General features: G+C 62.9%; 24 protein-coding genes. 16 read left to right on the top strand and 8 right to left on the bottom strand.

Annotated features, from left to right (window positions below):
* Positions 1–200 precede the first annotated feature (200 nt).
* The 6 genes from AC1VON_RS07470 (at position 201) to AC1VON_RS07495 (ending at position 6,152) form a co-directional block, all read left to right on the top strand.
* Complete coding sequence (locus AC1VON_RS07470; RefSeq protein WP_172347240.1) at positions 201–602, top strand: hypothetical protein; 402 nt, start codon at positions 201–203, stop codon at positions 600–602.
* Between the two features lie 150 nt (positions 603–752).
* Positions 753–1,616 carry an endo-1,3-1,4-beta-glycanase ExoK gene (exoK, locus tag AC1VON_RS07475; RefSeq protein WP_483126285.1) on the top strand — a complete coding sequence of 288 codons (864 nt, stop codon included), beginning with the start codon at positions 753–755 and terminating at the stop codon, positions 1,614–1,616.
* A gap of 67 nt (positions 1,617–1,683) precedes the next feature.
* Positions 1,684–3,015 carry a UDP-glucose dehydrogenase family protein gene (locus AC1VON_RS07480; protein ID WP_483121263.1) on the top strand — a complete coding sequence of 444 codons (1,332 nt, stop codon included), beginning with the start codon at positions 1,684–1,686 and terminating at the stop codon, positions 3,013–3,015.
* Positions 3,016–3,100: 85 nt separating this feature from the next.
* Positions 3,101–4,543 (top strand): GMC oxidoreductase, encoded by a 1,443-nt coding sequence (locus tag AC1VON_RS07485; protein ID WP_483121265.1) that lies wholly within the window; start codon positions 3,101–3,103, stop codon positions 4,541–4,543.
* Between the two features lie 13 nt (positions 4,544–4,556).
* Positions 4,557–5,006 carry a hypothetical protein gene (locus AC1VON_RS07490; RefSeq protein ID WP_483121267.1) on the top strand — a complete coding sequence of 150 codons (450 nt, stop codon included), beginning with the start codon at positions 4,557–4,559 and terminating at the stop codon, positions 5,004–5,006.
* A gap of 66 nt (positions 5,007–5,072) precedes the next feature.
* Positions 5,073–6,152 (top strand): glycosyltransferase, encoded by a 1,080-nt coding sequence (locus AC1VON_RS07495; RefSeq protein ID WP_483121269.1) that lies wholly within the window; start codon positions 5,073–5,075, stop codon positions 6,150–6,152.
* Between the two features lie 43 nt (positions 6,153–6,195).
* Here the strand turns inward: AC1VON_RS07495 and AC1VON_RS07500 are convergent, their stop codons facing one another.
* From AC1VON_RS07500 to AC1VON_RS07515, 4 genes are all read right to left on the bottom strand, one after another.
* A complete protein-coding gene (locus AC1VON_RS07500) occupies positions 6,196–7,218 on the bottom strand; it encodes a phosphoribosyltransferase family protein (RefSeq protein ID WP_172347235.1) in 1,023 nt (340 codons plus the stop codon).
* A 53-nt stretch (positions 7,219–7,271) separates the two neighbouring features.
* Positions 7,272–8,768 (bottom strand): lipopolysaccharide biosynthesis protein, encoded by a 1,497-nt coding sequence (locus AC1VON_RS07505; RefSeq protein ID WP_483121271.1) that lies wholly within the window; start codon positions 8,766–8,768, stop codon positions 7,272–7,274.
* A 215-nt stretch (positions 8,769–8,983) separates the two neighbouring features.
* On the bottom strand, positions 8,984–9,850 hold the full coding sequence (locus AC1VON_RS07510; RefSeq protein WP_483121273.1) for a LamG domain-containing protein: 867 nt from the start codon (positions 9,848–9,850) through the stop codon (positions 8,984–8,986).
* 196 nt (positions 9,851–10,046) lie between these two features.
* Positions 10,047–11,336, bottom strand: coding sequence for a glycosyltransferase family 4 protein (locus tag AC1VON_RS07515; RefSeq protein ID WP_483121275.1), 1,290 nt, complete (start codon positions 11,334–11,336; stop codon positions 10,047–10,049).
* Between the two features lie 480 nt (positions 11,337–11,816).
* On the opposite strand from AC1VON_RS07515, the gene AC1VON_RS07520 reads away from it, so the two are divergent.
* The 6 genes from AC1VON_RS07520 (at position 11,817) to AC1VON_RS07545 (ending at position 19,513) form a co-directional block, all read left to right on the top strand.
* On the top strand, positions 11,817–12,989 hold the full coding sequence (locus tag AC1VON_RS07520; protein ID WP_483121277.1) for a glycosyl transferase family 1: 1,173 nt from the start codon (positions 11,817–11,819) through the stop codon (positions 12,987–12,989).
* A 15-nt stretch (positions 12,990–13,004) separates the two neighbouring features.
* Entirely contained in the window at positions 13,005–13,994 is a 990-nt protein-coding gene (locus AC1VON_RS07525) for a glycosyltransferase family 2 protein (protein WP_172347230.1), read from the top strand.
* Positions 13,994–14,944, top strand: coding sequence for a glycosyltransferase family 2 protein (locus AC1VON_RS07530; protein ID WP_483121278.1), 951 nt, complete (start codon positions 13,994–13,996; stop codon positions 14,942–14,944). The genes AC1VON_RS07525 and AC1VON_RS07530 overlap by 1 nt, the downstream gene beginning before the upstream one ends.
* Positions 14,934–15,917, top strand: coding sequence for a glycosyltransferase family 2 protein (locus tag AC1VON_RS07535; protein ID WP_483121280.1), 984 nt, complete (start codon positions 14,934–14,936; stop codon positions 15,915–15,917). The genes AC1VON_RS07530 and AC1VON_RS07535 overlap by 11 nt, the downstream gene beginning before the upstream one ends.
* A 74-nt stretch (positions 15,918–15,991) precedes the next feature.
* Positions 15,992–16,888 carry a UTP--glucose-1-phosphate uridylyltransferase gene (locus AC1VON_RS07540; RefSeq protein WP_172347227.1) on the top strand — a complete coding sequence of 299 codons (897 nt, stop codon included), beginning with the start codon at positions 15,992–15,994 and terminating at the stop codon, positions 16,886–16,888.
* Positions 16,889–17,125: 237 nt separating this feature from the next.
* Positions 17,126–19,513: a polysaccharide biosynthesis tyrosine autokinase gene (locus AC1VON_RS07545; RefSeq protein WP_483121282.1), complete on the top strand. Its 2,388-nt coding sequence runs from the start codon at positions 17,126–17,128 to the stop codon at positions 19,511–19,513.
* Between the two features lie 173 nt (positions 19,514–19,686).
* Here AC1VON_RS07545 and AC1VON_RS07550 read toward each other — a convergent pair whose 3' ends face one another.
* The 3 genes from AC1VON_RS07550 to AC1VON_RS07560 all read right to left on the bottom strand — a co-directional run bounded on the left by AC1VON_RS07550 (position 19,687) and on the right by AC1VON_RS07560 (position 23,143).
* Positions 19,687–19,935 carry a hypothetical protein gene (locus AC1VON_RS07550; protein WP_483121284.1) on the bottom strand — a complete coding sequence of 83 codons (249 nt, stop codon included), beginning with the start codon at positions 19,933–19,935 and terminating at the stop codon, positions 19,687–19,689.
* Positions 19,936–20,017: 82 nt separating this feature from the next.
* On the bottom strand, positions 20,018–21,100 hold the full coding sequence (locus AC1VON_RS07555) for an acyltransferase family protein (RefSeq protein ID WP_483121286.1): 1,083 nt from the start codon (positions 21,098–21,100) through the stop codon (positions 20,018–20,020).
* Positions 21,101–21,235: 135 nt separating this feature from the next.
* Positions 21,236–23,143 carry a propionyl-CoA synthetase gene (locus tag AC1VON_RS07560; protein WP_483121288.1) on the bottom strand — a complete coding sequence of 636 codons (1,908 nt, stop codon included), beginning with the start codon at positions 23,141–23,143 and terminating at the stop codon, positions 21,236–21,238.
* A gap of 156 nt (positions 23,144–23,299) precedes the next feature.
* Here AC1VON_RS07560 and AC1VON_RS07565 point away from each other — a divergent pair, with 156 nt between their 5' ends.
* The 4 genes from AC1VON_RS07565 to AC1VON_RS07580 all read left to right on the top strand — a co-directional run bounded on the left by AC1VON_RS07565 (position 23,300) and on the right by AC1VON_RS07580 (position 25,600).
* Complete coding sequence (locus AC1VON_RS07565; protein ID WP_483121289.1) at positions 23,300–23,431, top strand: hypothetical protein; 132 nt, start codon at positions 23,300–23,302, stop codon at positions 23,429–23,431.
* Between the two features lie 447 nt (positions 23,432–23,878).
* Complete coding sequence (locus AC1VON_RS07570; protein WP_483121290.1) at positions 23,879–24,163, top strand: PqqD family protein; 285 nt, start codon at positions 23,879–23,881, stop codon at positions 24,161–24,163.
* Between the two features lie 19 nt (positions 24,164–24,182).
* Positions 24,183–24,617 carry a lasso peptide biosynthesis B2 protein gene (locus tag AC1VON_RS07575; RefSeq protein WP_483121292.1) on the top strand — a complete coding sequence of 145 codons (435 nt, stop codon included), beginning with the start codon at positions 24,183–24,185 and terminating at the stop codon, positions 24,615–24,617.
* Positions 24,614–25,600, top strand: a complete 987-nt coding sequence (locus AC1VON_RS07580) for a serine kinase (RefSeq protein ID WP_483121294.1) — start codon at positions 24,614–24,616, stop codon at positions 25,598–25,600. The genes AC1VON_RS07575 and AC1VON_RS07580 overlap by 4 nt, the downstream gene beginning before the upstream one ends.
* Before the next feature lie 8 nt (positions 25,601–25,608).
* On the opposite strand, the gene AC1VON_RS07585 is transcribed toward AC1VON_RS07580, so the two are convergent.
* A complete protein-coding gene (locus AC1VON_RS07585) occupies positions 25,609–26,631 on the bottom strand; it encodes a nucleotidyltransferase family protein (RefSeq protein WP_483126286.1) in 1,023 nt (340 codons plus the stop codon).
* Between the last annotated feature and the right edge of the window lie 41 nt (positions 26,632–26,672).

The raw sequence follows: 26,672 nt of genomic DNA on the forward strand, positions 1-26,672 counted from the left end.
GTTGCCTCACGGCTCCGACGATGGCAGTCTATGTTGCGGTGCAGCAAATTAAACGACCAGCCGAACTGGCCCCCGATCGGATTGGTCTGAAGTCTCTCCCGTCAGTGGAGTTGGACAATGCGGTACGAGTTTTTCAGCCCCGGTTGCGGGGATTGGCCAGTAGCCCGGCACGCAAGCCGGCGATGACAGGAATTTAAGCCATGGCCTCGATATTCGGCTTCAGATCAAGGGATCCTGCCCGCGACCGGCAGGCCGACGTCTCGCGCCTGGACCGGCTGGCGAAGCTCTTCGAGCAGATTGCAGCCGAGATCGAAGCCGAGAGAACCGGCCTGGAGAGCCGTTACCGCAAGACTGCCACCAACGCGGCCTTTCTTGTCGAAGCCATGGAAAACGGCTCTGCCTCGCGCAGACGCTCATCCGAAGTCACCGCGCTGACGGAGTCGATCCTGAATTGCGAGCGTCGCATCGCGGCATTGTCGCGCCAGAACGGCATGATGAAGGAACTCCGTCATTCGCTGCATACGGTCTTCGACGAGGGTGGGACGTCCGATTCGGCCGCCGCGGTCGATTTCGCCAGGCCCGCTGGCACCGGCCGAGCGTGACCGTGAAGGCGCGGGACTGCCGCAAGGATGCGATGCAAGACTGGAGAGGGATTTCGGGAGGGTCAAGGAGGAGGTCAAGGTTGGCCCGTTTGGAAGCGGTTCAAACGTCGACTTTGGGTTGGGGACACACAGCACAAAGGTGAGTTTGGTATGAATTCGGGTTCGAAATCCACATCCACGACTGCAATTGATGCATTGCCCATCGCGCACCGGACCCGGCGGACCGGGCTGTGGCTGCTGGGTCCGGCCGGGGCGCTGCTGTTGGCCGCTCTCGCCGGTTTCCCGGCAGTTCCCGCCTATGCACAGAATATCGAGACGGCCCCCTCTTTCGTCGACGATTTCACCAGTTTCAATCGTGAACGCTGGTACGTTTCCGACGGCTGGACGAACGGCAGTCACCAGAATTGCACCTGGTCGAAGGGGCAGATCAGCCTGTCCGACAGTGTATTGTCACTAGGGTTCGAGAAGCAGAAGACGAAGGATCGCGAGTTCGCCTGCGGCGAGATCCAGACCAAGCAGCGCTTCGGCTACGGCACTTATGAGGCGCGGATGAAGACCGACACCGGTCCCGGCCTGAACGCGGCTTTCTTTTCCTATATCGGCCCGTCCGACAAGCAGCCTTGGGACGAGATCGACTTCGAGATCCTGACCAAGGACACATCCAAGGTGCAGGTCAACGCCTATATCGACGGCAAGGGCAAGAACGAGAAGCTGGTCGAGGTGCCGGGCGGCACCGACAAGGCCTTCAACGACTACGCCTTCGTTTGGGAGAAGGATAGTTTGCGCTGGTACGTCAACGGCCAGCTGGTGAACACCATCACCGATCCGGCGAAGCTGCCCAGCCATGCGCAGAAGATTTTCTTCAGCTTTTGGGGCAGCGACACGATGAAAGGTTGGATGGGCGCGTTCGCGGATCCGGGCCGCAAGCTTTCGTTGCAGATCGAACGCGTCGCCTTCACCGCGCTCGGCGAACCCTGTCAATTTCCTGAATCGCTCGCATGCACTATAAAATAGTTGGGAACGTCGAATTGAACCGGCCGGACCGAAAGTGGTTCGCGACCCTGGACAGGAACGAAATCGAATGAACTTGACGGTGTTTGGAATTGGCTATGTCGGCCTCGTGCAGGCGGCGGTGCTTGCCGAGGTCGGCCACCAGGTTGTTTGCGTCGACATCGACGCGAACAAGGTGGAACGGCTCAACCAGGGCTTCGTCCCGATCTTCGAGCCGGGCCTCGAAAGCCTCGTCAGGGAGAATCACGCCGCCGGCCGCATCAAATTCACCACCGATGCCGCCGCCGCGGTCAGGCATGGGGAAATCCAGATGATCGCGGTCGGCACGCCGCCCGGCGAGGACGGTTCGGCCGATCTGAAATATGTGCTGGCGGTCGCCGAGACCATCGGTCGCGAGATGGACACCGCCAAGATCATCGTCGGCAAGTCGACCGTGCCGGTCGGCACCTGCGAAAAGGTAAAGGCCAGGATCGCCGAAACGCTGAAGACAAGAGGGCGAGAGGACCTGAGCTTCGACGTCGCCTCCAATCCCGAATTCCTCAAGGAAGGCTCGGCCGTTTCCGACTGCATGAAGCCCGACCGCATCATCGTCGGCACGTCCAGCGAGGACACCGAGGCGGTGATGCGCGAGCTCTACGCGCCCTTCAACCGCAACCACGAAAAGATGATCGTGATGGACGTGCGCAGCGCCGAATTCACGAAATACGCCGCCAACTGCATGCTGGCGACCAAGATCAGCTTCATGAACGAGATGGCCAATCTGGCCGAGCAACTCGGCGCCGATATCGAGGAGGTGCGCAAGGGCATCGGCAGCGACCCGCGCATCGGCTATCACTTCATCTATCCGGGCCTCGGCTATGGCGGCTCGTGCTTCCCCAAGGACGTCCGCGCCCTGATCAAGACCGCCGAAGGCGTCAAATTCGACGCCAAGCTGCTGCGTGCCGTCGAGGAACGCAACAACGACCAGAAGTCCGTGCTGTTTGACAAGGTCAACCGCTACTTCAAGGGCAATCTTGCGGGCAAGACCTTCGCGCTGTGGGGCCTGGCCTTCAAACCCAACACCGACGACATGCGCGAGGCGCCGGCGCGCGTCCTGATGGAGGCGCTTTGGAAGGCCGGCGCGACCGTGCAGGCCTATGATCCCGAGGCGATGCAGGAATGCCAGGCCATCTACGGGCTGCGCGACGACCTGATGCTGTGCGGCACCAAGGAAGCGGCACTGCGCGGTGCCGACGCACTGCTCATCGCCACCGAATGGAAGAGCTTCCGCGCGCCGTCCTTCGACGCGCTCAAGGACGCGCTGAGCACACCGGTCATCTTCGATGGGCGCAACCTCTATGATCCCAAGGTCGTGGCGCGCCATGGCATCGAATATCACTCGATCGGCAGAATGGCGGCATGAGACTGGAGTGGTGAGACTGGTCTCGGACATGAAGAACGGTCGCGAGGCCCCGATGGGTGTGTATTTCTGTGCGGAGTTGTAGCTGATGGTGCTGGATGTAAAGCCCGAGCAAATCACCAGGGATCATTTCGATCTTGTCGCGATCGGTTCCGGCTTCGGTTCGGCCTTCTTCCTGCACGAGTTCGCCAAGCGGCGTAAGGCGCGCATCCTGGTGCTGGAGTGGGGCCGACACAATACGCATGAATGGCAGCTCGACCAGAACGCCAACACCGACATCGACGACGAGACGACCTACAAGACCAATTCCGACAAGCCGTGGAATTATACGATCGGGCTGGGCGGCGGGACCAACTGCTGGTTCGCGCAGACGCCACGGTTCCATCCCAATGATTTCAGGCTGAAAAGCACCTACGGCATCGGCAATGACTGGCCGATCAGCTATGACGATGTCGAGCCGTTCTACTGCGATGCCGAAGAGATCATGTCGATCTCGGGCGACCCTGACATGGCGGCGATGCTGCCGCGTTCAAAACCGTTTCCGCAACCGCCGCATCGCATGTCGACGCCGGACAAGATGATGAAGGCGGCCCAACCCGACCAGCACTTCGTCATGCCGACCGCCCGTGCCCGGGTCCCGACCTCGCAACGCACCTCGTGCTGTGCCAATCTGCGCTGCTGGCTGTGCCCGGTCGACGCGAAATTCACCGCCAACAACGGCCTGATGCACGTCTTCGAGCATCCCGACGTTTCGGTCTGCCTCGGTGCGGAAGTGCGGCGGCTCGACCATGTCGGCGGTACGGTCCGTTCGGTCACCTTCGTCCATGACGGCAAGCAATATCAGGTCAGCGGCGACCTCTTCATTCTCGGCGCCAATGCCATCCAGAGCGCCGCGATCATGCTGCGCTCCGGCCTGGGCGATGAATTCGTCGGGCGCGGCCTGCACGAATCCTATGGCTGGAATTTCGAGGTCTATCTCGACGGCGTCGACAATTTCGACGGCAGCACAATTACCACCGGGCTGAATTTCGGCCTCTATGACGGCCCGCACCGGTCCGAGCACGCGGCGGCCCTGGTCTATTTCGAGAACCGCTGGCAGCACGGGATGCGCGCCGAGAAGGGGCGTCTGCGCCAGACGCTGCCGCTGGTCGTGGTCACGGAGAACCTGCTCGATGACGAGAACTTCGTCACCCTCGACGAGGACGACAATGCCTTTGTCTCCTTCAAGGCGCCGTCGGACTACGCGGTGAAGGGCATGGCCCGGGCGCTGGATAAATTGCCCGGGCTGCTCGCCCCGCTGCCGGTCGAAAGACTTTTCGATCGCGGCATCCGGCCAACCGAATCGCATGTGCAGGGAACGCTCAGGATGGGCACCGGCCCGGCCGATTCGGTCATCGACAGCGACATGATCCATCACCGGTTGAGAAACCTGATTGTCGTCGGCACCAGCACCTACCCGAGCTGCTCCTGCGCCAACCCGAGCCTGACGGCGGCGGCGTTGTCGCTGCGGGCGGCGAGCCGGATCGCGTGAGAGGAGCGGGCCCATGATCGAAGTCACACGGCGCTCGGCACTGGCCATCCTGGCGGGTGGAGTTGCCTCGACGGGCGCTGCCTACGCGGCCGTCTCCTCGTTTTCGGACGAGGATCTGGTTCGGGTCACGCTGGAAAAATATCTTGGCAGGCTGAACATGCGCATCGAGCATCTGCAGCAGTTCGTGCTGGAGTTCCGTAACCGGAATCCCTGGATATTCCCAAGCGAGACGCTGGGCGATGCCGTTACCTTGCTTGAAAAGACGAAGCTCGGCCAGGCGCGTGGGTTGCTGCCGCAGCGCAAGCGGCGCGATCTCAGGCATTTCGATCGCTGGCTCGTTGCCGAATTCCATATGCTGACGGACTACGCCGGGCGCAGTTCGCCCGACGATCCGATCCGCTTCACCGGATGGCACTCATGCACAAACCCGTTCGCGACGCTTGATCCGCCTCCGAGCGCATGAGGCGCCTTCGACGCGGCTGTTAACCGGCCGCATCGAATGAAACGCGAAAAGACAGGAGTCACGATCATGAAAGTTCTTTTTGCAGGCGGCAACGGCTACCCGCCGGAATTCAGCGGCGGCGTCCAGTCGAGCACGCATCATCTGGCCGAACAACTGATCGAGCATGGGCATGAGGCCGCGGTGCTTGCCGCCCTGTTCGGCGACGGCGTCTTCGGCCTCAAGGCGCGCGCCAAGATGAAGCTTTTGCGCCAGCCCGCGGTCGTCGACAGTTTCCCCGGCTACCCGGTGATCCGGGCGTGGTTCCCCTGGGAGGCGGCGGGCTTTGCCGTCAACCGCGTGAAGCCGGATGTGGCGGTGGTTCAGTGCCACAAGTCGGTTCCGCTCGGCAAGGCGCTGCAGGCCGAGGGCGTGCCGCTGGTCGTCTATCTCAGAAATGTCGAGTTTCATGAACTGGCCGGCGACCTGCGCGATTTGCGCTCCGCCCTCTACATCGCCAATTCCGAATTCACCGCGCGCACCTACAGCAGGGAGTTCGGCATCGAGGCGACAGTGATCCCGCCGACCATCAACCCGACGCAGTACAGCACGCCGACCACGGGCCAGTTTGTCACGCTGATCAATCCCTATGAGGAAAAGGGTTTCGAGTTGGCGGTGCGCATCGCCGGTGCCTGCCCCGAGATCCCGTTCCTGTTCGTTGAAAGCTGGAAGCTGGAGGAGGACCATCGCGCGCGCATCGAAGAGACGATCGCACCGCTTGGCAATGTCACGCTGGAAAGCCGCACCAACGACATGAAGACGGTCTATGGCCGCACCAGGATCCTGCTTGCGCCCAGCAAATGGGAAGAAGCCTGGGGACGCGTCGCGTCGGAGGCCCATTGCAGCGGAATCCCCGTCGTCGGCTCGCGGCGCGGCGGCCTGCCCGAAGCGATCGGCCCGGGCGGCGCGGTGCTGGATTACGACGCTCCGCTCGCCGACTGGGTCGCGGCCGTCAGGCGGTTGTGGAACGACAACAAGGAATATGATTGCGTCTCGGGCCTCGCGCGCGGTTTCGCGGCGCGCCCGGAACTCGACCCGGACCGCCAGTTCGTCACCTTCTTCTCCATACTGGACAGGGCGGTGCGGCAGCGCGCCCGCCAGGCGGCGTAGCCATGGCGGGCGCGCTGCTCGATGACAGCTGTCACGGCGTTGATCAGGCCGGGCGCTTGACCCGGCTTTTCAGCGTCTCGTAGCCGCGGGCGCCAAGCAGGGCGCGGGCGAGGGCCTTGGCGGCGCCCTTGCGGCCCTCCTGCGAGTTGATCTGCCGCAGCCTCGCTGGCAGGTTGCGCGCTGCCTGGCCGAGCGCCGGCAGCGACAGCGCGTCGGGAACGCTGACCATGTGCGTTTCGACGCAAAGCACTGGCTTGCCCGACAGTTCGGTGATCTTCAACGCCTGCGCATGCTCGCTTTCGATGAACAGGATGGCGTCGGATTTGCGGTAGAAATCAGCCTTGAAACTGCCATGCGCGCCAAGCCGCTGGCGCTCCGCCTTGCTCGGCAGGTCGAGCATGATCAGTTGGTCGTACTGGATACCGTTCCTTGCGAGCCATGCCTCGGTCAGCGCGCGGTATTTCTCGAGCCGGCTGGTGACCAGCCAGCCGATCCTGTGGGTCGGGGCATGAAGAGGGCGCGCTTCGCTGAGGAATTTTTCATAGGCGGGGCCGTCGTCGTTTTCCGCTTCGGTCGGGTCGAGGCACAGCACCCCGTCTATGTCGACGCAGCATTGCGCCAGGAATTTGTGATGCATGAAATTCCACTGGAACATGCGCGGATGAGGCACGACCTCGAAGACGACGTCGGTTTCGGGGTGCCGGGGCTGCAGGCCGAACACGGCGGCAAAGGTGAAGTCGGCTTCGATACCGGCAGCCTGGATGCGGACGCGGGCGTCGCGCATGGCATTGCCGCCCGCCACACTGTCGTCGATCACCAGCACCTTGCGCATCTCGGAGACCTTGCGGTCGAGTGCGGCGCGGCGCTTGGTGATGCCTGACGTGTAGACACGGCCTTCCAGGAAGCTATCCAGGTCGGTCATCGGAATGTTTGCGGCAAGGCTCACCAGCGTCGCCGCCAGCACGCCGCTTCTGGGAACGCCGACCACGAGGTCGATGTCGCGCGGCAGCCGGTGAAGGTTGCTGACGATGGCGTCGTTCATGTCGGAGATCGATCGGTAGTGCATGGATCGGACCTGATGCTCGTGTGGATGTTGGGTAGCCGGCAAAGGCGTCGAAATTATTGCGCCTCGCGCGGCGTTGCCGCTGGCTGCCTTGCCGGCAGCATTTTCAGGGCCTCGCGCAAGGCCTCGCGGCCGGATGCGAAGGCGAGCGCGACGACGATGGTGATGAGGTAGGCAAGAATGGCGCCGCTGGCCAAGGCGATGACATGTTGCTGCGGCAGCATCGGCTTGATCAGCCAGACCGCCGCCAGCGCCAGATGCGCGCCGAGCACGAACGGGGTCGCGGCGCGCAGCACATGACTGGCCCGCAGCGGTCCGCTCTTGCCGACATAGAGCCACAGGAACGGCGTGCGCAGATATTCGCTGACCGCATAGGCGATGGCCACGCCGAGCGCGCCATAGGGCAGGCCGATCGCGAAAGCGAGCACCGACGTCACCGCCGTGATGATGCCCCAGCGCATGAAGTCACCGGAGCGGCCCTGGCTGACGAAAAGCCAGCCCGCCGGGTTGTTGAGCGGCTGCAGCAGCCCGGCAAAGCCGAGCGCCAGGAAGATCGAAGCGCTTGCGCGCCATTGCTCGCCGAGCACGAAGGGGATCAGCACATCCGACATGGCGGTAGCGAAGGCAACGCCGGGCAAGGCCACCAAAAGGATCAGCGGCATGACGCGCAGATAGGCGCTGCGATAGCGGTCCGGTTCGTCCTTCAGCCTGGACAGCGCCGGCACCATGACCTTCGACAGCGGATTGGTGATCTGGCTGAGTGGGAACAGAAGCAGCTTGTAGGCGCGGTCGTAAAGGCCGAGTTGCTGCTCGCCCCAGTATTTGCCGATCAGCACATTGTCGAGGTTGCGGGCGAAGAAATTGGCGAAGTTGAAGCCGGTGATGCCGGCGCCGAAATTGATCAGTTCGCCGATGCCAGCGACCTTGCGCGGCATGCCGGGCCGCCACCGCGAGCTTGCCCAGTAACACAGCGTCGGCAGCACCGCGCCGGTCAGCGTGCCGGCGAACAGCGCCCAGTAGGAACGGTCGATGAAGGTCCAGGCGATCGATACCGCCAGCCCGGCGATGGCGCTGGCGACATCGATGATCGCCAGGCGCCCGAACTGCATGCGCCGGGTCAAAAGCGCCAGATGCTGGGCGCCGAGCCCATAGGCCATGATCTGCAGGCCGAACGCGGCCACCAGCCCGGCCACGCGCGGCTCGCTGTAGAAGGCCGCGACCAGCGGTGCCGCGCCCGCGAGCACGCAGGCCAGGATCGCGCTGACCGCGACATTGATCCAGAAGAGGTAGTTCACCTCCTCATGCCGGATGCCCGATTTCTGGATCGTTGCCTGGGTCAGGCCGAAATCCTGGAACAGCGCGATGAATGCCAGGACCGGCGCGCACATCGCCACGACGCCGAAATCCTGCGGTGACAGCAGCCGCGACAGCACGATGACGGATATGATCTGTGTCGCGACCCGCACCGATTGCGACAGGGCGGTCACCACCGCGCCGCGCCCGACCGATTTGCGCAACGAGCCTTCTGGCGGGTCGAATGGATTGGCTTCCAAATTCAGGATTCCTGATCTTTGCGCGGATTCCGGAAATCCGAAATCCACAACCGCCACCCACCCCAAACTACGGCAATAATTTTGCAGTGCAACAGAAAACGTGGATTTTTGCTACACTGCACCAAAAATGCTGCAATGCAGCATATCCGGATTGGCGCATGCGCCCTTCCTCGAGGCTATCCACGACAGCATCTCGGCAAGAAGTTACCTCATGGCTAAATGTCGGTCCGCCTGTATCCGTGAACGGTCATGACCAGTCTCTCCGACGGAGCCATCGGCTCCCATTTGCCGGCCCAGCGCGGGTCCATGATGGCACCTGCTGCTACCCAAAGGTCGAAATACGGCTGCATGGGCTTGTTCGGAAAGGCACCGCCGGTGGTGTCGGCCGGCGTGACGACCGCGGCTTCCTGGCCATCGATGGAAAAGATAACTCGTTTCCCGGCCTCATATTGCAGGCCGAGACGATATCGTTTGCCCGAAAGGTCGCCAACCCGAATCCATTTTACCCAGACTGCCTTGTGCTGGTTATCGACGTTCGCCCAGACGGTGAGTTGTAACCCCCTGGTGCCTACGATCTCGAAATCGACCTCCTCATGGGCCTTGTCGTTAAAGATCCAGAGTGGCGCCGCGATCAGCCCTGGTTTCATCGTCGGCAGCGTTACGTCCACCTCCCATTTCGCCGATGCGGATGCGGAATTGCTGCCCGAGATCACCTCCGCCGAGGCTTTCTCGCTGACGGTAAGCTGAAGTGCGCCATCGACGATTTTGACGTTGGCGGCCTTCCAGTCATAGCCTCCGAGCTTGGGCTCGCTCCACTGCGACGGTGCGAAGGGATTGGAGTATTTCCAAAGCTGGAGTTTCACATCGGCCCAGTCGGGAAGTTTGTCGAGGACGACGTCCCCGCTTCCCGCCACGACGCTCTCGGCCAGTGCCTGGCTGGCGACCGATTGTACCGCCGTGGAGGCGGCCAGAAGCGCCAGGAGTTTTCTGCGTGTGTAATTCATCGGTAGCCTCCATTGGCCGCCTTGCCCTTGTCGGCGGCGACGTACTCGATGCGGCCTTGGCGCCGTGGCGCTGGGCATGCGCCATCCCGAAGAGTCTTGCACCCCGGTGAGGCGGTTTTTTGCCACGCCGCATCAAAATGTTGCGATGCAACAAAAAGTTTCCTTGCGGGTGTGGGCGCGATCCGGGCAGCGAGAACAGGCGGAGTGGTCCCTCTCGATCGGTGGGCCAACGCCCAGGCAAAAAGAGCCTCTGTTGCAATGCTCGCGGTGGTGCTCAGGCCGCGGAGGCTGTCGGAATGCGGTGAACTTGCCCCGTTGCATTCTGCGGGTCAGGGGCAAACGGCAATGACACGGGCTCAAGGGGTTCAAGCGGCAGGGACTGGGGAGACGAAACGTCGAGGGCGGGATCGATTTGTGCCGGTTGGCGGGCCTTTTCCGCTGCGACACGATCGTAGAGCGCATCAAAGAACGCGCCTGCCGGCTCTGCCGCGAACATGACCTCCGCGGTCCTGCGGGCTTCGCGTCGCAGCGGCGCCATCAAGGCCGGTTGCCCGATATACGGCTTCAGCCGTTCGATGGCCAGGCTGGCGAGCCGTTCGACCTCATCGCGGAAATACCGTGCGTATTTCGCCTCCCCGCGCGCGTCGTATCCCGGGCTGGACCAGTCGCCGGTATCGTCGAGCTCCACAGGCAATGAGATCCCGTTGACGCCATCCTCCAGGAATTCCGGTAAGGCGCAGACCTTCGTTCCAAGAACCGGCGTGTGCTCGGACATCGATTCCAGCGCCGAGTAACCGAAAGTGTCTCCAAAGGTGGCGAGGACGCCGAAATGCGAGTTGCGCAGCAATTGTCGTACCTCCTGGTTTGGCAACACACCGTGATGCCGGACGTTCGGCAGTTCGAGCAGCTTGATGTAGGGGTCGAAGAAGCCCGGGCTCGTCGGATCCGTCCATATATGGCCGCCAACCTGCAGACTGGACACGATGTTCATTCGAATTGGCAGATCTTGCTCGACTGCCTTTTCCGCGATCTTGACCGCCACGCATCCGCCCTTGCGGCCAAAGTGGGCGCCGATAAATGTCAGCACCAACTCCTCGGCAACGTCTTGCGCCATCGCGTCTTTCGTTGCCGGCACCACGATGTTCGGGTGGCGGACCAGCAGTTTTTTCGTCAGCAGGTCCAGTTCTGGATGGTCGGAGTGCTGGGCAAGCAGACTTCTGCGGGCAAAATGCGACAAGGCGATGATGCGGCGGCAACTGGGGTTGGTGATCCGCCACATCAGGTAGCGCGCCACCAGCCCACGTTTGCGAAGAGCGAATTGCCGGGGCAAATGGGATTCGAACGACATGATGTATTTGGAGGAATTGACCGGTATCCGGTTGAACGCATGCACCATGTCGACAGACAGGGCAGGTTCGATCAGCGTCACACCTTCCAGCTTCGACGAGACCAGGTTCAGCGGCAGAAATCGCTGTCGCAAGATCGTATGCCTGGATGTTCGCGGTGTAACGAAGCTGGTCGGATACTTGTCGTCATAGACGGCAATACGAAGAGCCTTGCTCATACAGCACCACCCGTATCGACACAGTGGCATCAGGGGGTATTCGCAGGCTATTCCAAAGCTGCAGCAGCGCTGCAATCATATACCGCGCTGCAACACAATGCAGGCGCGGATCCCCTAGCCAACTTCCAAAACCCAACTTCCCTGGCAAGAATTCAACATCATTTTTTGTTGCACTGCAATACATTATTTAGGAATTGATTAACCATCATCTCCGTCGCTGGGGCTTCGCGACTCGTCCGGTGAGATCGCCTTGTTGCCGCAAGATGGGTGAAACTGCCCGAAATTGCTTGCGCAGCGGGCCATATTGCTTTTGCGCGGCGCAACTGCGGGGTCATTCTCAAGAGTTTGTGGACCGCAGGCGATATGTTTGTGCGGCGCGGTAGAGGTGACCAATTTTGCTACACTGCACCAAAAATGTTGCGATGCAGCAAGAGCTGTACTAGGTTCCCCCTGGGTGGGTCAAACAGCGGTCGAGTTTTCATGCTGCATGTCTTGTACCTGGTGCACGATGTCTCCGATCCGGCGGTTCGCCGGCGGATCACAATGCTCAGGACAGGTGGCGCCCAGGTCACCCTGGCGGGCTTCCGCCGCACCGCCACCCCGATTGCCGATATCGAAGGATTGCTGCCGATCGACCTTGGCGCGACGCGCGACGGCCGATTCGCCCAACGCCTTGCGGCGGTGGCAAAAGCGACGGTTTCGCTTCGGGCGAAGCTGAGCGGCACGCCGCGGCCCGATCTCATCATAGCGCGCAATCTGGAAATGCTGGCGCTTGCCCGTCGCGCCGGGTCGGCCTTCGGTGCAAAGGTGCCGATTGTCTATGAATGCCTCGATATCCACCGCCTGGTGCTCCGCGACGATGTCCTCGGCAAGGCGTTGCGCGCCACCGAACGCCATCTGGCGCGCGACGTGAAGCTCCTGGTGACCAGTTCGCCCGCCTTCATCGCCAACTATTTCAAACCTTTCCGACAGGTCGCCGCCCCCGTCGAACTGGTCGAGAACAAGTATTTCGAAGCGGCGGCGATCCTGCCGGGCACAGGCGAGGCGGTGGAGGGGCCTGTCGCTCCGCCATGGCGGATCGGCTGGTTCGGGGCGCTGCGCTGTCGCCGCTCGCTCAGGCTGCTGGCCGATTTCACGCGCCGCATGGATGGACGTTTCGAGGTCGTGCTGCGCGGCCGTCCGGCGCTCTCGGAATTCCCGGATTTCCATGACTTCGTCGATGCCGAGCCTTATCTGTGGTTTCGCGGACCCTACCGCAACCCTGAGGACATGGCGGCGATCTACCAGGACGTCCATTTCGCCTGGGCGATCGATTTCTTCGAAGAGGGCCAGAATTCGGAATGGCTGCTGCCCAACCGCCTCTATGAGGGCTGTCGCTTCGGGGCGGTGCCGATCTCGATGGGCCATACGGAAACGGGACGGTTCCTCAGCCAGCAGGATATCGGCATTCTCCTGCCCCAGCCGACTTTCCAGGCGCTCGAGGCCGCGCTTGGCAAGATGGAAGAGCACCGCTTCGGCAGGCTGAAGGCGCGCGTGCTTGCCCATAATCCCAGGACGTGGAGCTACGATCGCAGCGACTGCAGGGCGCTGGTCGAAAAATTGCGCCGCCTGACCACCGTGCGCGAGCCCCTCGCGGCCGAAGCCATGGCATAGAATGGACATCGCCTGATGACGCAAGCGCTTCCCTCCAGCCTGATCGTGATCCCCTGCCTGAACGAGGCAACCCATATCGGCACGCTGCTTGATCAATTGCGGCCCGCGGCTCAAAGGCTGGGCGCCAGGATCATCATCGCCGATGGCGGCAGCACCGATGGCACGCTGGCCATTGTCGAGCAGATCGCCGCGAAGGATTCGCGCGTCATCCTGCTTCACAACAAGCGCCGCATCCAGAGCGCGGCGATCAATCTCGCCATCGGCACTTTCGGTGAGGGCGCGGACTATCTGATCCGCATCGACGCGCATGGCGGCTATCCCGACGATTATTGTGACCGGCTGCTTGAGGAAGCGCTGGCCACGGGTGCGGATTCGGTCGTGGTTTCGATGCTGACCAGCGGCAGCGGCGCGGTACAGAAATCGGTTGCGGCGGCGCAGAATTCGAAACTCGGCACCGGTGGCTCCAAGCATCGTCACCTCTCCGCCGGAGAGTGGGTCGACCATGGCCATCACGCGCTGATGAGGATTTCAGCCTTCGGCGCTGTCGGCGGCTATGACGAGACGTTCAGCCACAATGAGGATGCCGAACTCGACTATCGGCTGCGGCAAGCCGGCTACAAGATCTGGATGAGCGGCAAGACGCATATGGTCTATTACCCGCGCGGGTCGCTCAAAGGTCTCTATTTCCAGTATCTCGGTTATGGGCGTGGCCGCGCCAAGAATGTGCTGAAGCACCGCGTCATTCCGAAGGTCCGGCAGATGGTGCCGCTGGCGGTCTTTCCGGTGGTTCTCCTGGCTGCCTTCTCCTTCGTGCATTGGATCGCGGCTGTGCCCTTGCTGGTCTGGGCGGCGGTTTGCCTGGGCTACGGTCTGGTGACGGCCATCCGCCAGCGCAATGCCGACATCGCGCTCGCCGGCGTCTCGGCGATGGTCATGCATTTCGGCTGGTCCGTCGGCTTCTGGCTGCAGCTTCTCGGCCTTGGCGCGCGACGCGGGGTGGCGTGATGGCGGTTCAGGCCAAGAACCGCGGCATCGACATCGGCGTGTGCACGTTCAGGCGGCCGGAGCTAGCCGATACGCTCCGCTCGCTCGCCGCCATGGAAATGCCGGCAGGGTTTGATGTCAGCGTCATCGTTGCCGACAATGACGACACGCCAAGCGCGCAGGCCCTGGTGACGGCGCTGGCGCGGGATTTGAAATTGCCGATCCGCTACCGGCACGCTCCGGCGCGCAACATCTCGGTCGCCCGCAATGCTTGCCTGGATGCCAGCGAGGCGGATTTCCTCGCCTTCATCGACGATGACGAGACTGCTTCGCCCCGTTGGCTGGCCGAACTGGTCGCGACGGCTGAGGACAGCGGCGCAACAGCCGTGCTCGGCCCGGTGCGCGCGCTCTACCGTCCGGATGCGCCCGAATGGATGCGGCGTGGCGATTTCCATTCGACCTTGCCCGTCTGGGTGCGCGGCGAAATCCGCACCGGCTACACCTGCAATGTCCTGCTGCGTATGGGATCGGACAGCTTGCGCGGCCGCCGCTTCAGCCTGGCGCGCGGCCAGACCGGCGGCGAGGACACCGAGTTCTTCGATCAGATGGTCACGGCAGGCGGCCGCATCGCCTTCTCTCAAGACGCCTGGGTGGACGAGGTGGTGCCGCGTGCCAGGGCCGCGTTCGACTGGCTTGGCCGGCGCCGTTTTCGCGTCGGTCAGACGCATGGTCACCTCCTGGGCGGCAATGCGCGCGGCATCGGGCTGATCAAGCATGTCGGCCTGGCCGCGGCAAAGGCGGCCTATTGTTTCGCTGCGGCACTTCCCGTCGTCGCCAGCCCGGTACGCAGGAACCGCAGCGTGTTGCGCGGCATCATGCATGTCGGTGTCGTCAGCGGTCTTGTCGGCGTCCGCGAAATCCGCCTCTATGGCCAACCCTCGCCGGGGGAAGGGGGCAAGCGTGCAGCCTGACGTTTCCCCGTCCCCCGATGTCTCAGCCCCCGACGTTTCCGTTGTGATCGCGGCCTACAATGCCGAGGCGACGCTCGACAGGGCGATCGCCAGCGCCATCGCGCAGAAGGATGTCACGGTGGAGATCATCGTCGTCGACGACCAGTCGCGCGATGCCACGCTCGATGTGGCGCGGGCCTATCCCGGGGACATCGTGCGCGTCGTTGCGCTCGCCAGGAATCGCGGCCCCGGCGGCGCCAGGAATGCCGGCCTCGACGTCGCCCGCGGCAGGTGGATCGCGGTTCTCGATTCCGACGACGCCGTCTTTCCCGGCCGTCTCGCCGCCATGATCAACCGCGCCGAAAAAGCCGATGCCCAGATCGCCGTCGACAATCTCCAGGTCATCCGCGAGGACGGTGTGGTCGAGGATGCGATGTTCCCGCGGCAGTATCTGGAAGGTTTGCGCGAGATTTCGCTGGCCACCTACATCGCCGGCAACATCGTCTTCGAATCGAAGTTCAACCTCGGCTACCTCAAGCCGATCTTCCAGCGCCGGTTCCTGGACGAGAACCGGCTTCGCTATGACGAGAAACTGAGGATCGGCGAGGACTATATCCTGTTTGCCGAAGCCCTGGCCAAGGGCGGCAGATGCGTGGTCGAGCCCGATATCGGCTACGCCTATCACATTCGCAGCGGCTCCATCTCGCGTGTGCTCGAACTTCATCATGTTGAAGCGATGCGCAAGGCGGACGCCGTATTCGCTCAAACTCATCGGATGGACGAGGCAGCTCAGGCGGCCTTTGCCCGGCGCGGCCGTAGCCTGCGCAAGGCGGCCTCCTTCCTGGCGATGGTCCAGCATATCAAGGCGCGGTCCCCGCTCAAGGCGATCCGGACGGCGCTCAGCGACCCGGCGGCGGTCAGGCATATGGGCATGCCGATCGCCGTGCGGTTGCGACGAGTAGCGGCACAGTTTGCCGTGGGGGCGGGGAGGTGAAGATGCAGGCACATGGAGGGATTTTTCGTGGCCTGTGAATGGACTGCAGTCGATCTCCTCAGAAGGAATTTGCGATGAAGAAAATCAGGAAGGCCGTGATACCGGTGGCGGGGCTTGGAACACGGTTCCTGCCGGCGACCAAGTCGATGCCGAAGGAAATGCTTCCCGTGGTCGACAGGCCTGTCGTGCAATATGCGGTGGACGAGGCCTTCGAAGCCGGCATCGAGCACATCGTGTTCGTGACCGGCCGCAACAAGGCCGTCATCGAGGACTATTTCGACCTGCATCCGGAATTGATCGGCACCCTGGAGCAGACCGGCAAGAAGACCCAGCTGGAGGCGCTAGAAAGCATGCTGCCTGTGGCTGGTGCCACGTCCTTCATCCGCCAGCAGTCGCCGCAAGGCCTCGGCCACGCCGTCTGGTGCGCCCGCGAAGTCATCGGCAACGAGCCTTTCGCCCTGCTTCTGCCCGACATGGTCTCCTTCGGCGGGCGCGGCTGCCTGGCCGAGATCACCGATCTCTACGCCGAGACGGGCGGCAATGTGATCGCCGTCGAGCGCTGCGATCCGAGCGAAACCAACAAATACGGCATTGTCGGCCGCGGCGCCGATATCGGCGGCGGTTTCGAGGTCACGGCCATGGTCGAGAAGCCGGCCCCGGCCAACGCGCCGTCGAACTTCTACATCAACGGCCGCTACATCCTGCAGCCCGAGATCTTCGCGCTGCTGGGCGATCAGCAACGTGGTGCCGGCAACGAGATCCAGCTGACCGACGCCATGGTCCGCCTGTCGAAGAACCAGCCGTTCTTTGCCCAGCCTTTCCTGGGGCGCATGTTCGACTGCGGGTCCAAGGAAGGGTTCATCCAGGCCAACATCGCCTTCGCGCTGGCGCGCAACGACATGAAGGGTCCGGTCTTCGAGATGCTTCAGGAGTTCGTCCGGTCGCATGAACGCCAGGAAGAAGCCGCATAATGCCCATTTTTCGGGAGCATTGTCACATGACTGTTGGCGAGGGGCCGGCAGGTTCCTCGCTGGTTGGCATGAGGCTTGCGTTGCCCACGGCAATGCTCCCGGCCGTCGAGGCAACTGCAAGCCAAGGCACGATCCCGGAAAGTCAGTCCCGGTTTTCGGAAAAGATTGCGCCCAAACAAAGAGATAGAGCCTCAGCCCGATGATCGGGACGCAACAGGCTCTGGGATTGGACCGACGATGAACTATGCCAACTTTCCTCTCGACAAGAGGATGCCATTGCCGAATTCGGATGCAGGAGACGGCGAAGACTTCATCGATATCGAGCGTCTGCTTGGCATGGCTGCGCGGCAGGCCAAGGTGGTTGCCGTTTGCGCCGCCATCGGTCTTTTCCTGGGCATGCTCTATCTGCAGACCACGCCACCCAAATTTGTGTCGGTTTCAAGTGTGCTGATCGATGAGGGTCTGAACAAGATCGTCGACGACATTTCGGCGGCGTCGACCACCATGCAGACCGATTCCGCCATTTTGAGCCAGATCGAGATACTGACCTCGACGCGGCTTGCCGCGGTGGTCGTCGACAAGCTCAAGCTCGACCAGAACGATGCCTTCATGAACCCGCCGCAGTCGGCGCTTGCCAGGGGCGTCGGCCTGATCCGCGGCCTGATCCAGTATGTCCGCCCCAGCCCGGCCATGCCGGGCCTTGGTGACATCAGCAAACTCGACCCGGCTGCCCGCGATGCGCTGATTGCCACGTCGCGCCGTGACTACGCGATCCTCAAGCTGCAGAACGAAATCCGGGCGGAGCGTGTCGGGCGAAGCTATGTCATCGCGCTTGGCTATCAGGCGACGGATCCGGGACTCGCGACCGCGATCACCAAGGCCTATGCCGACGCCTACCTCGCAGATCAGCTCGACGCCAGCTTCGACGCCACCGAGCGCGCGGCGGTCTGGCTGCAGGGCCGGCTGACGGAACTGCGCGAGAGCTCGCAGCAGGCATCGCTCGCGGTCGAGAAATTCAGGGCCGAGCACGGCCTGTCCGCCAACAGCGATGGCCAGCTGATGAGCGACAAGCAGCTTGCCGATCTCAACGCCCAGCTGATCGTGGCGCAGGCCGACACGGCTCGCGCCAGCGCCCGCTACCAGCAGTACAAGTCGATTGTCGATAGTGGCTCCGACAACGCCTTCAAGGACGCGGCCATATCGGCCGACCAGCCGAGCAGCTCGGTCATTTCGGCGCTCAAGACCCGCTACCTCACCGTCGCCAAGCGGCAGCAGGACGTCGAGGCGAATTTCGGTGCCGAACATCCGCAGGCCGTCGCGCTTGCCAAGGAAAAGGCCGACATATCGGCGCAGATTTTTGGCGAACTGAAGCAGCTCACTGAAAGCTATCGCAACGAATATGAGGTGGCGCTGGCGCGCGAGACCGCGCTCAGGGCCAATGTCGCCGCCGCACAGGGCAAGAGCTCCATCGACAACCAGTCGCAGGTCCAGTTGCGCGACCTCGACCAGAAGGCGACTGCGCTCACGACCCTCTACCAGACGTTCCTCGGCCGCTACGAGGAAGCCGCGCAGCAGCAATCCTTCCCGGTCGGCAAGATCCGCATCATCTCGGACGCCTCGACGCCGCTCTCCGCCTCGAGCCCGCGTACCATTGTCGTGCTCGGGCTCTCGCTCGTGCTCGGTGTGCTGATGGGGGCCGGCTTCGGCGCCCTCAACGAATTCAACGAGCGGTTTTTCCGGACCGGTGACGAGGTGCGCGACCGCGTCGGTCTCAAATTCCTCGGCTACCTGCCGACCATCGGCAGCAAACCCGCCAAGGACGACAAGCCGGCCGAGGCTCAGCCGGATGCCAAGGCAGCCAGATCGCCGGCCGCCATTGAAAGGCGGGCGCGAATGAGGGTGAGCATCGACGCTCCGGCATCGATGTTTGCCGAAACGCTGCGCAGCGCCAAGATCGCCTTCGATGTCGTGATGGAGGGACAAGGCAGCCGCGTCATCGGCGTCATCTCCGTGCTTCCCGGCGAGGGCAAGTCGACGGTGGCGGCCAATCTCGCCGGGCTGCTTGCCGCCAACGGCGCCAGGACGCTGCTCATCGACGGCGACTTGCGCAATCCCGGTCTAAGCCGCAGCCTTGGCATGGAGGCCGAGCAAGGCCTGATGGAGGCGGTGGTGAGCGGCCAGACATGGCAATCCGTCGGCAAGATCGACAGGCAGACCAAGCTCGCCATCATCCCGGCCGTGTCGCGCGGGCACTTCTCGCACACCAGCGAACTGCTTTCCTCGGCCGGAATGCGGCGCTTCATCGAGAATGCCAAGGAGACGTTCGAATACATCGTCGTCGATCTGCCGCCGCTTGGGCCGGTGGTCGACGCCAAGGCCTTCGCGCCGCTCGTCGACGGCTTCGTGCTCGTCACCGAATGGGGCCGCACGCCGCGCGCCATGGTGCGGTCGATGCTGGAATCCGAACCCTATGTCGCCAACAAGATCGTCGGGGTGGTGCTGAACAAGGTCGATCTGAAGAAGCTCGCCAAATATGGATCGTTCGGGGCGTCGGAGAAATTCTTCGACAAATATTCGACCTACTATCTCGACAAGTCGGAAGTCCGCAGCAAGGCACCGGTCTAGGGCATCTCGTCGTTTCGCGAAAACGGCGAACCGCCCTAACTCTTTGTTTTGACGCAATTTCCAAGGGAAAGCGCTACACGCTTTTCCCGGGAAGACCGTTCACACTTTTCCTGGAATTGCCAGAGCGGACGACATCATGCTCTATCTCTTTGATTTAGAGCCGCCGCGTCTGATCAGGAGAAGATCAGCCGGCCCTGCTTGTCGGCGATCCTGACCGCCGTCAGGCGGCCGCTCTGGAAGGCGGCGGTGTCGATGCCCAGCCTGCGTCCCTCAAGTCTCGGGATGCCCACCGGCGTGTCTCCATGCACCACCCAGCGGTCGAGCAGATGCGCCGCGTCGAAGAAATCCGAACGGATATGGAGCAGGTCACGGTCGTCCTGCGCCGCGAGGTCGACGCCCGGCCTGATGCCGGCATGGTTCACGCCACGGCGCAATTCCAGGACAGGGGCGAGGCGGTTTTCCGCCCCGAGCTGCACCAGAACAAAGAGATAGATCGGCTGGCGTCTAGGCAGCCTTGAGCCGGTAGCGGAAAACGGTGTGGTCGAGCAGCAGCCGGATACGCGGCTCGGCCTCGGTCGCCACCAGCCAGCTTGCCGCGATCATGGCCGCGCCGACGATCGCCATCGACGGGAGATAAGGCGCACCGGAACGGACCATCGCCCCAAGCATTGCCGCGCCGACGACATCGTGGATCAGGTAGAGCGGATAGGTCATCAGGCCGATCCGGCGCCAGCCGCTCCAGCCGAGGTTGAGCCGCAACGACCATGCCATCAAGGCGATAGCGACGAGAAAGATCAGGATTGGCGGCGCATAGGGCATCACGGCATTGACCTTGATGCTGTGGACGTCGACCGAACTGGCGATCTGCAGCACGCCGCCGCCGAGGAACAACAGGCAGAAGCCAAGGCGGGAAGGCGTCAGCGCCTTGAACCGCATCAGCCAGAGCAACACGCCGACCGCGAAGAAACAGCCATGGTGCACCAGGGTAAGCTGCAGCCAGCGTGTCTCGGCGAAGTCGGACCAGTCAAAGAGATAATAGAGGCACCAGAACAGCGTACTGATCAGGCCGATGGCGATGGCGACCATTTCCATGAGATGGAAGCGGCCGAGCCGCAGCAGGATCCAAACGATGGCGTAGAAGGCGATCTCGATGCCGAGCGTCCAGTAGACACTGTCCACCCAGGAGCCATAGGGCGCGAAGAGGCCGGTGCGGACGAGCCTGACCACCGCATCGGTTGGCCAACTCAGGCCGATGAGCAGCAAAAGCACGGCGGTGATCGGCGCGCAGATCCAGACCGCCGGCGCCAGCCTTTTGAACCTTGCCTCGAAAAACCGCAGCGGCGTCGATTTCTCGGCGCTGAAAGCGATGACAAAGCCGCTGATGACGAAAAAGATCTCAACGCCGACCCAGCCGGACCCGACCCAGGCTCCTATGGTTGGCTGCGCCGGCACGCCGCCCGTGGCCTGCGCCGAAATGCCACCAGGATAGGCCCACACCCAGAAGCCATAGTGGTAGATCATGACCAGCACGGCGGCGAGAAACCGCAGGATGTCGACGCCGCCGAACGTAATTTTCTGTTGAGCCATACCGCACCGCTGGATGGCCCCCCACCCGTCACTGTAGGGTGGCTTGCTGCATTGCACAATAAAAGTATTGCTTGCCGGTCAAGACAGGTCGACCGGCAAGGGAAGGGCGGCGCGAAACCGCTCGCCGTGTCGGCCTCAAACCCCGATCCCGCGCGCCTTCAGGGCAGCGGTGATCTCGTCCAGGATGGCAGGGTCGTCGATGGTCGCCGGCATCGCCCACTCTTCCTTGTCGGCGATCTTCTGCATGGTGCCGCGCAGGATCTTTCCCGACCGGGTCTTGGGCAGGCGCTTGATTGTCACCACGGTCTTGAAGGCGGCGACCGGGCCGATACGCTCGCGCACCAGGGCGACGACCTCCTTTTCGATGGCGCCGCCGTCGCGCGCCACACCGGCGTTCAGCACCACGAAGCCGAGCGGAATTTGGCCCTTCATCGCATCGGCGATGCCGACGACAGCGCATTCGGCGACATCGGGATGGGCGGCCAGCACCTCTTCCATCGCGCCGGTCGACAGCCGGTGGCCGGCGACATTGATGATGTCGTCGGTGCGGGCCATCACGTAGAGGTAACCGTCCTCGTCCATCATGCCGGCATCGGCTGTCTTGTAGAAACCGGGGAACTCATCGAGATAGGCCTGGCGGAAGCGGGCATCCGCGTTCCACAGCGTCGGCAGGCAGCCGGCGGGCAGCGGCAGCTTGACCACGACATTGCCGAGCGTCCCGCGCGGCACCTCGTGGCCGGCATCGTCAAGCACGCGGATGTCGTAGCCGGGCATAGGCACGCCAGGTGAGCCGTATTTCACCGGCAACAGGCCAAGTCCGGCGGGGTTGATCGTCATCGGCGAGCCGGTCTCCGTCTGCCACCAATGGTCGACCACCGGCACATTCAGCTTCTGCTCCGCCCATTTGATGGTTTCGGGGTCGGCGCGCTCGCCGGCGAGGAAAAGCGTGCGGAATTTCGACAGGTCGTATTTGGGAACGAATTCGCCTTTGGGGTCCTGCCCCTTGATGGCGCGGAAGGCCGTCGGCGCGGTGAACAGCGCGACGACGCCATGATCCGAGATGACCCGCCAGTAGGTGCCGGCATCCGGCGTGCCGATCGGCTTGCCTTCGAACAGGATGCTGGTGCAGCCATGCAGCAGCGGTGCGTAGACGATGTAGGAATGGCCGACCACCCAGCCGACATCCGACGCCGCCCAGAACACTTCGCCCGGCTTGACGCCGAACTCGTTCTCCATCGTCCATTTCAGCGCGACCATGTGGCCGCCATTGTCGCGCACGATGCCCTTCGGCTGTCCGGTCGTGCCCGACGTGTAGATGATGTAGAGCGGATCGGTGGCGAGCACCGGCACGCAGTCGACATTGGCGCCTGCGGCCCGCTCGCGCGCGACGGCATCGGCATAGTCGATGTCGAAATGGTCCTTCAAATCGCAGCGCAGCTGGTCGCGCTGCAGGATCAGGCAAGCGTCCGGCTTGTGGCGGGACATCTCGATCGCTCTGTCGAGCAGAGGCTTGTAGGCAACGATGCGGCCTGGCTCCAGGCCGCAGGAGGCCGAGATGATCAGCTTTGGCCTGGCGTCGTCGATGCGGGTGGCAAGCTCATGCGAGGCAAAGCCGCCGAAGACCACCGAATGCACGGCCCCGATACGGGCGCAGGCGAGCATGGCGATGGCCGCCTCCGCCACCATCGGCATGTAGATGATGACGCGGTCGCCCTTGCCGACGCCCCGGTTCTTCAGCACCGAGGTCAGCGCCACCACTTCACGTTTCAGCTCGGCATAGGTGAATTTTTTGACCGTTCCGGTAATGGCGCTGTCGTAGATCAGCGCGATCTGGTCGGCGCGTCCGCCGGCGACATGCCGGTCGATGGCATTGTAGCAGGTGTTGCAGGTCGCGCCGGTAAACCAGCGGCCATAGACGCCGGCGGTGGCATCGAACACCTTGTCCCAGGGCGAATACCAGTCGATGGCGCCGGCCGCGTCCGCCCAGAATTCCTCCGGCTCGCGTTTCCAGCCGTCATAGACCTCATGATAGCGTGAAGCCATCCGTAACCTCCCCAGGGAACCATTTGCCGTCTTTGCAAACAGCCTATGCTGTTTTTTCCGGCGCTGTCTTCCCTGATTTTCGTCTGAGCCGGTCTCGTCTTGACCCCTGGTGCGCTGTGTCGTGAAGTGGAGCCTTCGCGGGGGAGGATCCGAACAATGCGCCTTCCATTGCCGATCATGGCAAAACCGGTATTCGCGCTGATGACCGGCGTGCTGGTGCAGCGCTTCAGCCAGGGCCTCGAAGGCCGCGACCGCCGTTTCGTTGCCGTGACGGGGCAGGCATGCTGAGGAGCCGGTCCGATAGCCGTCTAACGAACGGTATTCATTGGACAAAATTCGATTGTACTAGATCGGCAGGGCCACAAGCATGAGGCCTACGCCGCCGAAGATCAAAATCGCCGCCGCTAGGGCTTTTCGATGACGTTCGAAAGTCGTCGGAGCCCGCTCCCAGTTGTAACGCATACGCTATCTCCCCAAAACCCGTGGAGTCTTTACCTTACTTAAGGGAAGAAAAGCAACGGTCCCATCGGTCAACGCACTTGCCTGTGGCGTCACGGCGACGACTATTTCTGGGACGATTTTCGGTTAGGAACGGGTGATGGCGCTTCTGCGATCGGCAGGAATCCGTCGCACCGCAAAGCCGCATCGGCTATCTCTCCCGGCCGGCCGATAGACAGCGCCGCACCGCCGCGCTATCTCATTTTCGGGTTCTGGCAGGGCTTGTTGGGGTTGGTGATGGAAATTGTCTCTGGAACGGTTTTGCGGCTGGCGGACGACGCCTCGGTCCAGCATGTCGGCGACGGTGCCGTCGTGCTTCTGGCGCGCAGCGGCCAGCTCTATACCTGTAACGGCACGACCGAAGCCTTTCTCGACAAGGTGGATGGCGCGCGCAGCCTCGATCAGATCGTCGGCCTGCTTTGCGAGGAGTTCGAGGTCGACAAGGATACGCTCGATGAGGACATGGCGGCATTGGCCAGCGATCTGGTCTCGGAAGGTATCCTCGCCGCCCCAAATGCTTGATGGCTAGAGGTACCGCCTGATGGCTGACAGTCCGCTCCTGCGTGCCCTGTTTCGCTGCCATCTCTGGACAAGCGCGCGACTGATGCCGTCGCTCATTGCCGGGCGCAGCTTCGAGGACGTGCTGAAATGGGCCCCGCTTGCCTCCTCGACCCCCTATCGCGGCCTGCCAGCTGCCTACATCGTCGCTCGCGTCAATCGCACTGTCCGCCATCCCTGGCTGATGCGCGACCGCAGATGCCTGCGGGAAGGCCTGCTCGGCCATCGCTTCCTGCGCCTCGCCGGCTTCGATCCGGAGCTGCGTTTCGGCGTCGATCCGAAGTCACTGCAGACGCCGCGCGTCTCTGCGCATTGCTGGGTCTGCCTCGACGGCAGGCCGGTGGTCAGTGACAGCCTTCCCGGCATGGTGGAGATCTATCGCCACCATGCCGATGCCTCAAAGGTGCGCCCCGCTTGACCAGGCCTTCAGCATGCTACGACCTCAACGGCCAGGTCTTCGGCATATCGGCCGAACGCCCCGAGCTTTGGCAGGATTTCGACAGGATGCTGGGCATCCTGCGAATCACCGGTGATACCGCGCCGGGCTTTCGTCTCGATATCACCGAGGCGGACGTTCTCGACGAGCAGCCCGGCGGATCGCTCGTCTTCGATGGTGAGATACCGGAGGACGGCTACTGCCGGATGGTCGCTGAGGGCGGCACCATCCATCTCATCTTTCCCGGGCGCCAGGCCGTTGCCATTAATGACGAGGAAGGGTGGGCGAAACTTCGGGTTCGCCCTGGTGCGAAAGCAGCCTGGACGCCATCGATGCTGGTGTTGGACGCGGCACTCGACGCCGGTGGCCAGCATATGCTGCACACGGCCGGCCTGACACTGCCGGGCCGCGACACCATCGTGCTGATCCATGCCCCAAGCGGCACCGGCAAGACCACGACGTCGCTGGCGCTGGCAACGCAAGGCTTTGGTCTCTGCTCCGACGACGCCATGATCCTGGATCTGGCTTTGGAGAAGCCCTTGGCCTGGGGTCTGCCGCGCCACGTCAAGATCCACCAGAAGACCGCCGAGATGATCCCGCAGGTTGCGCCTTGCCTTGGTCCGTCGTGGGACCGCAACGGCGAACAGGCCGTCTCGCTGCAGCGGTTGAGCGAGATCGTACGGATCGAAAGCCCGATTGCCCGGCCGGTGGCGGCCCTGCTGCACCTGGCGCGCTCCGCCGACCGTGAGACCCGGCTCGTGCCCATGGCCCGGACCGACGCGATGGTGGCGTTGGCGATGGACAATGTCCGCACCGGCATGACTGGCCTGCTGCCGTCGCAGAAGCGCCGGCTGGCGACGATCGGCAAGTTGGTTTCGTCGGTGCCGACATTCACCCTGGAAGTGGGCGCACGCCCGGCCGACGCGGCGGCGCTGATAAGCGCCACTTTGACATCACCGGGTTGACGGCAAGTTCAAGCGGCGTATGGCCTGGCCTTGGCCAGCCGCTGGATCCAGCGGAAGGCATCGCGCCGCAAACGCGAGCCGATTTTCTCCCGGGAATTGACCCTGAGCAGCGTGTTCGTCGTGATCAGCCGCTTGGCCAGCCTTATCGACAGATCGGGCTTGATCCGACCGGCGAGCTCAAGCGCGCGACCCTCGCCGAACAACTGGCCAGTGACATTGAGCACGATGGCCAGTTCGAGCTCGATGCCGGTCATCCGGGCCGCATCGAGCAGGCGTCTTTCCGATTCCGCTGATTGCAGCGCCCGCACCCCTTGCAGCACGTCGACGCAAAGCTGCAGCCGGTGGAATTTGTGGCCGCCGGCGGCGTGCACGATGGCGATGGTCAAAAGCGCGGCCGGCGTGTCCCTCACATCTCCGTCGATGACGCCCAGTTCGCGAAACCCCAGCGACAGGCGCCGCCGCATGCCGGTGTCATGCACCAGGTCGCCATGCAGTTCGACCAGCAGGCTGGAATTCTCCTTTTCCAGCCATTTGAACTCCTGCAGCTGGTAGGATTCGGCCTCATTGCTGCCGAGTTCGAAGCCGCATGCCGCGATCACCTGGTTTGCCCGCGCAAGGTTGACGGGTTCGACGAGGATGTCGATGTCGGTGAACGGCCTGTCCGACACGTTGCGATAAAGCCTTCGCGCGAAGACCGGTCCCTTGACGATCCGCGCCGGAATGCCCTGTGCCGCCATCTCCTTCATGATGCGGTCGCCATGATATTGCAGCAGCATCGACTGGCCGGTGGCGATCGTCGCCTTGTCGCGCAAATCGTCGAGTTTGTCCCGCAAGCCGGTATCCGGCGGCAGGCGTGCATCGCCGCGCTCCCTGAGCTTGCGCAGCATGATCGGCAGGATGCCGTGGAATTCGGCATTGTCGAGCAGCGCGGACAGAGACTTTGCCGACAAATTGTCCTCGACTGCCGCCGCCTCCGGATCGGCGAAGCGCAGCAGCAGTCTTTCTTCGGCGGAGGTCAGGGATGGCAGCATCAAGCCAGACAAATCTTATCGCCAGGGGGATGTCCAGGACG

It is taken from the genome of Mesorhizobium sp. HAY1-8B (assembly GCF_056868045.1).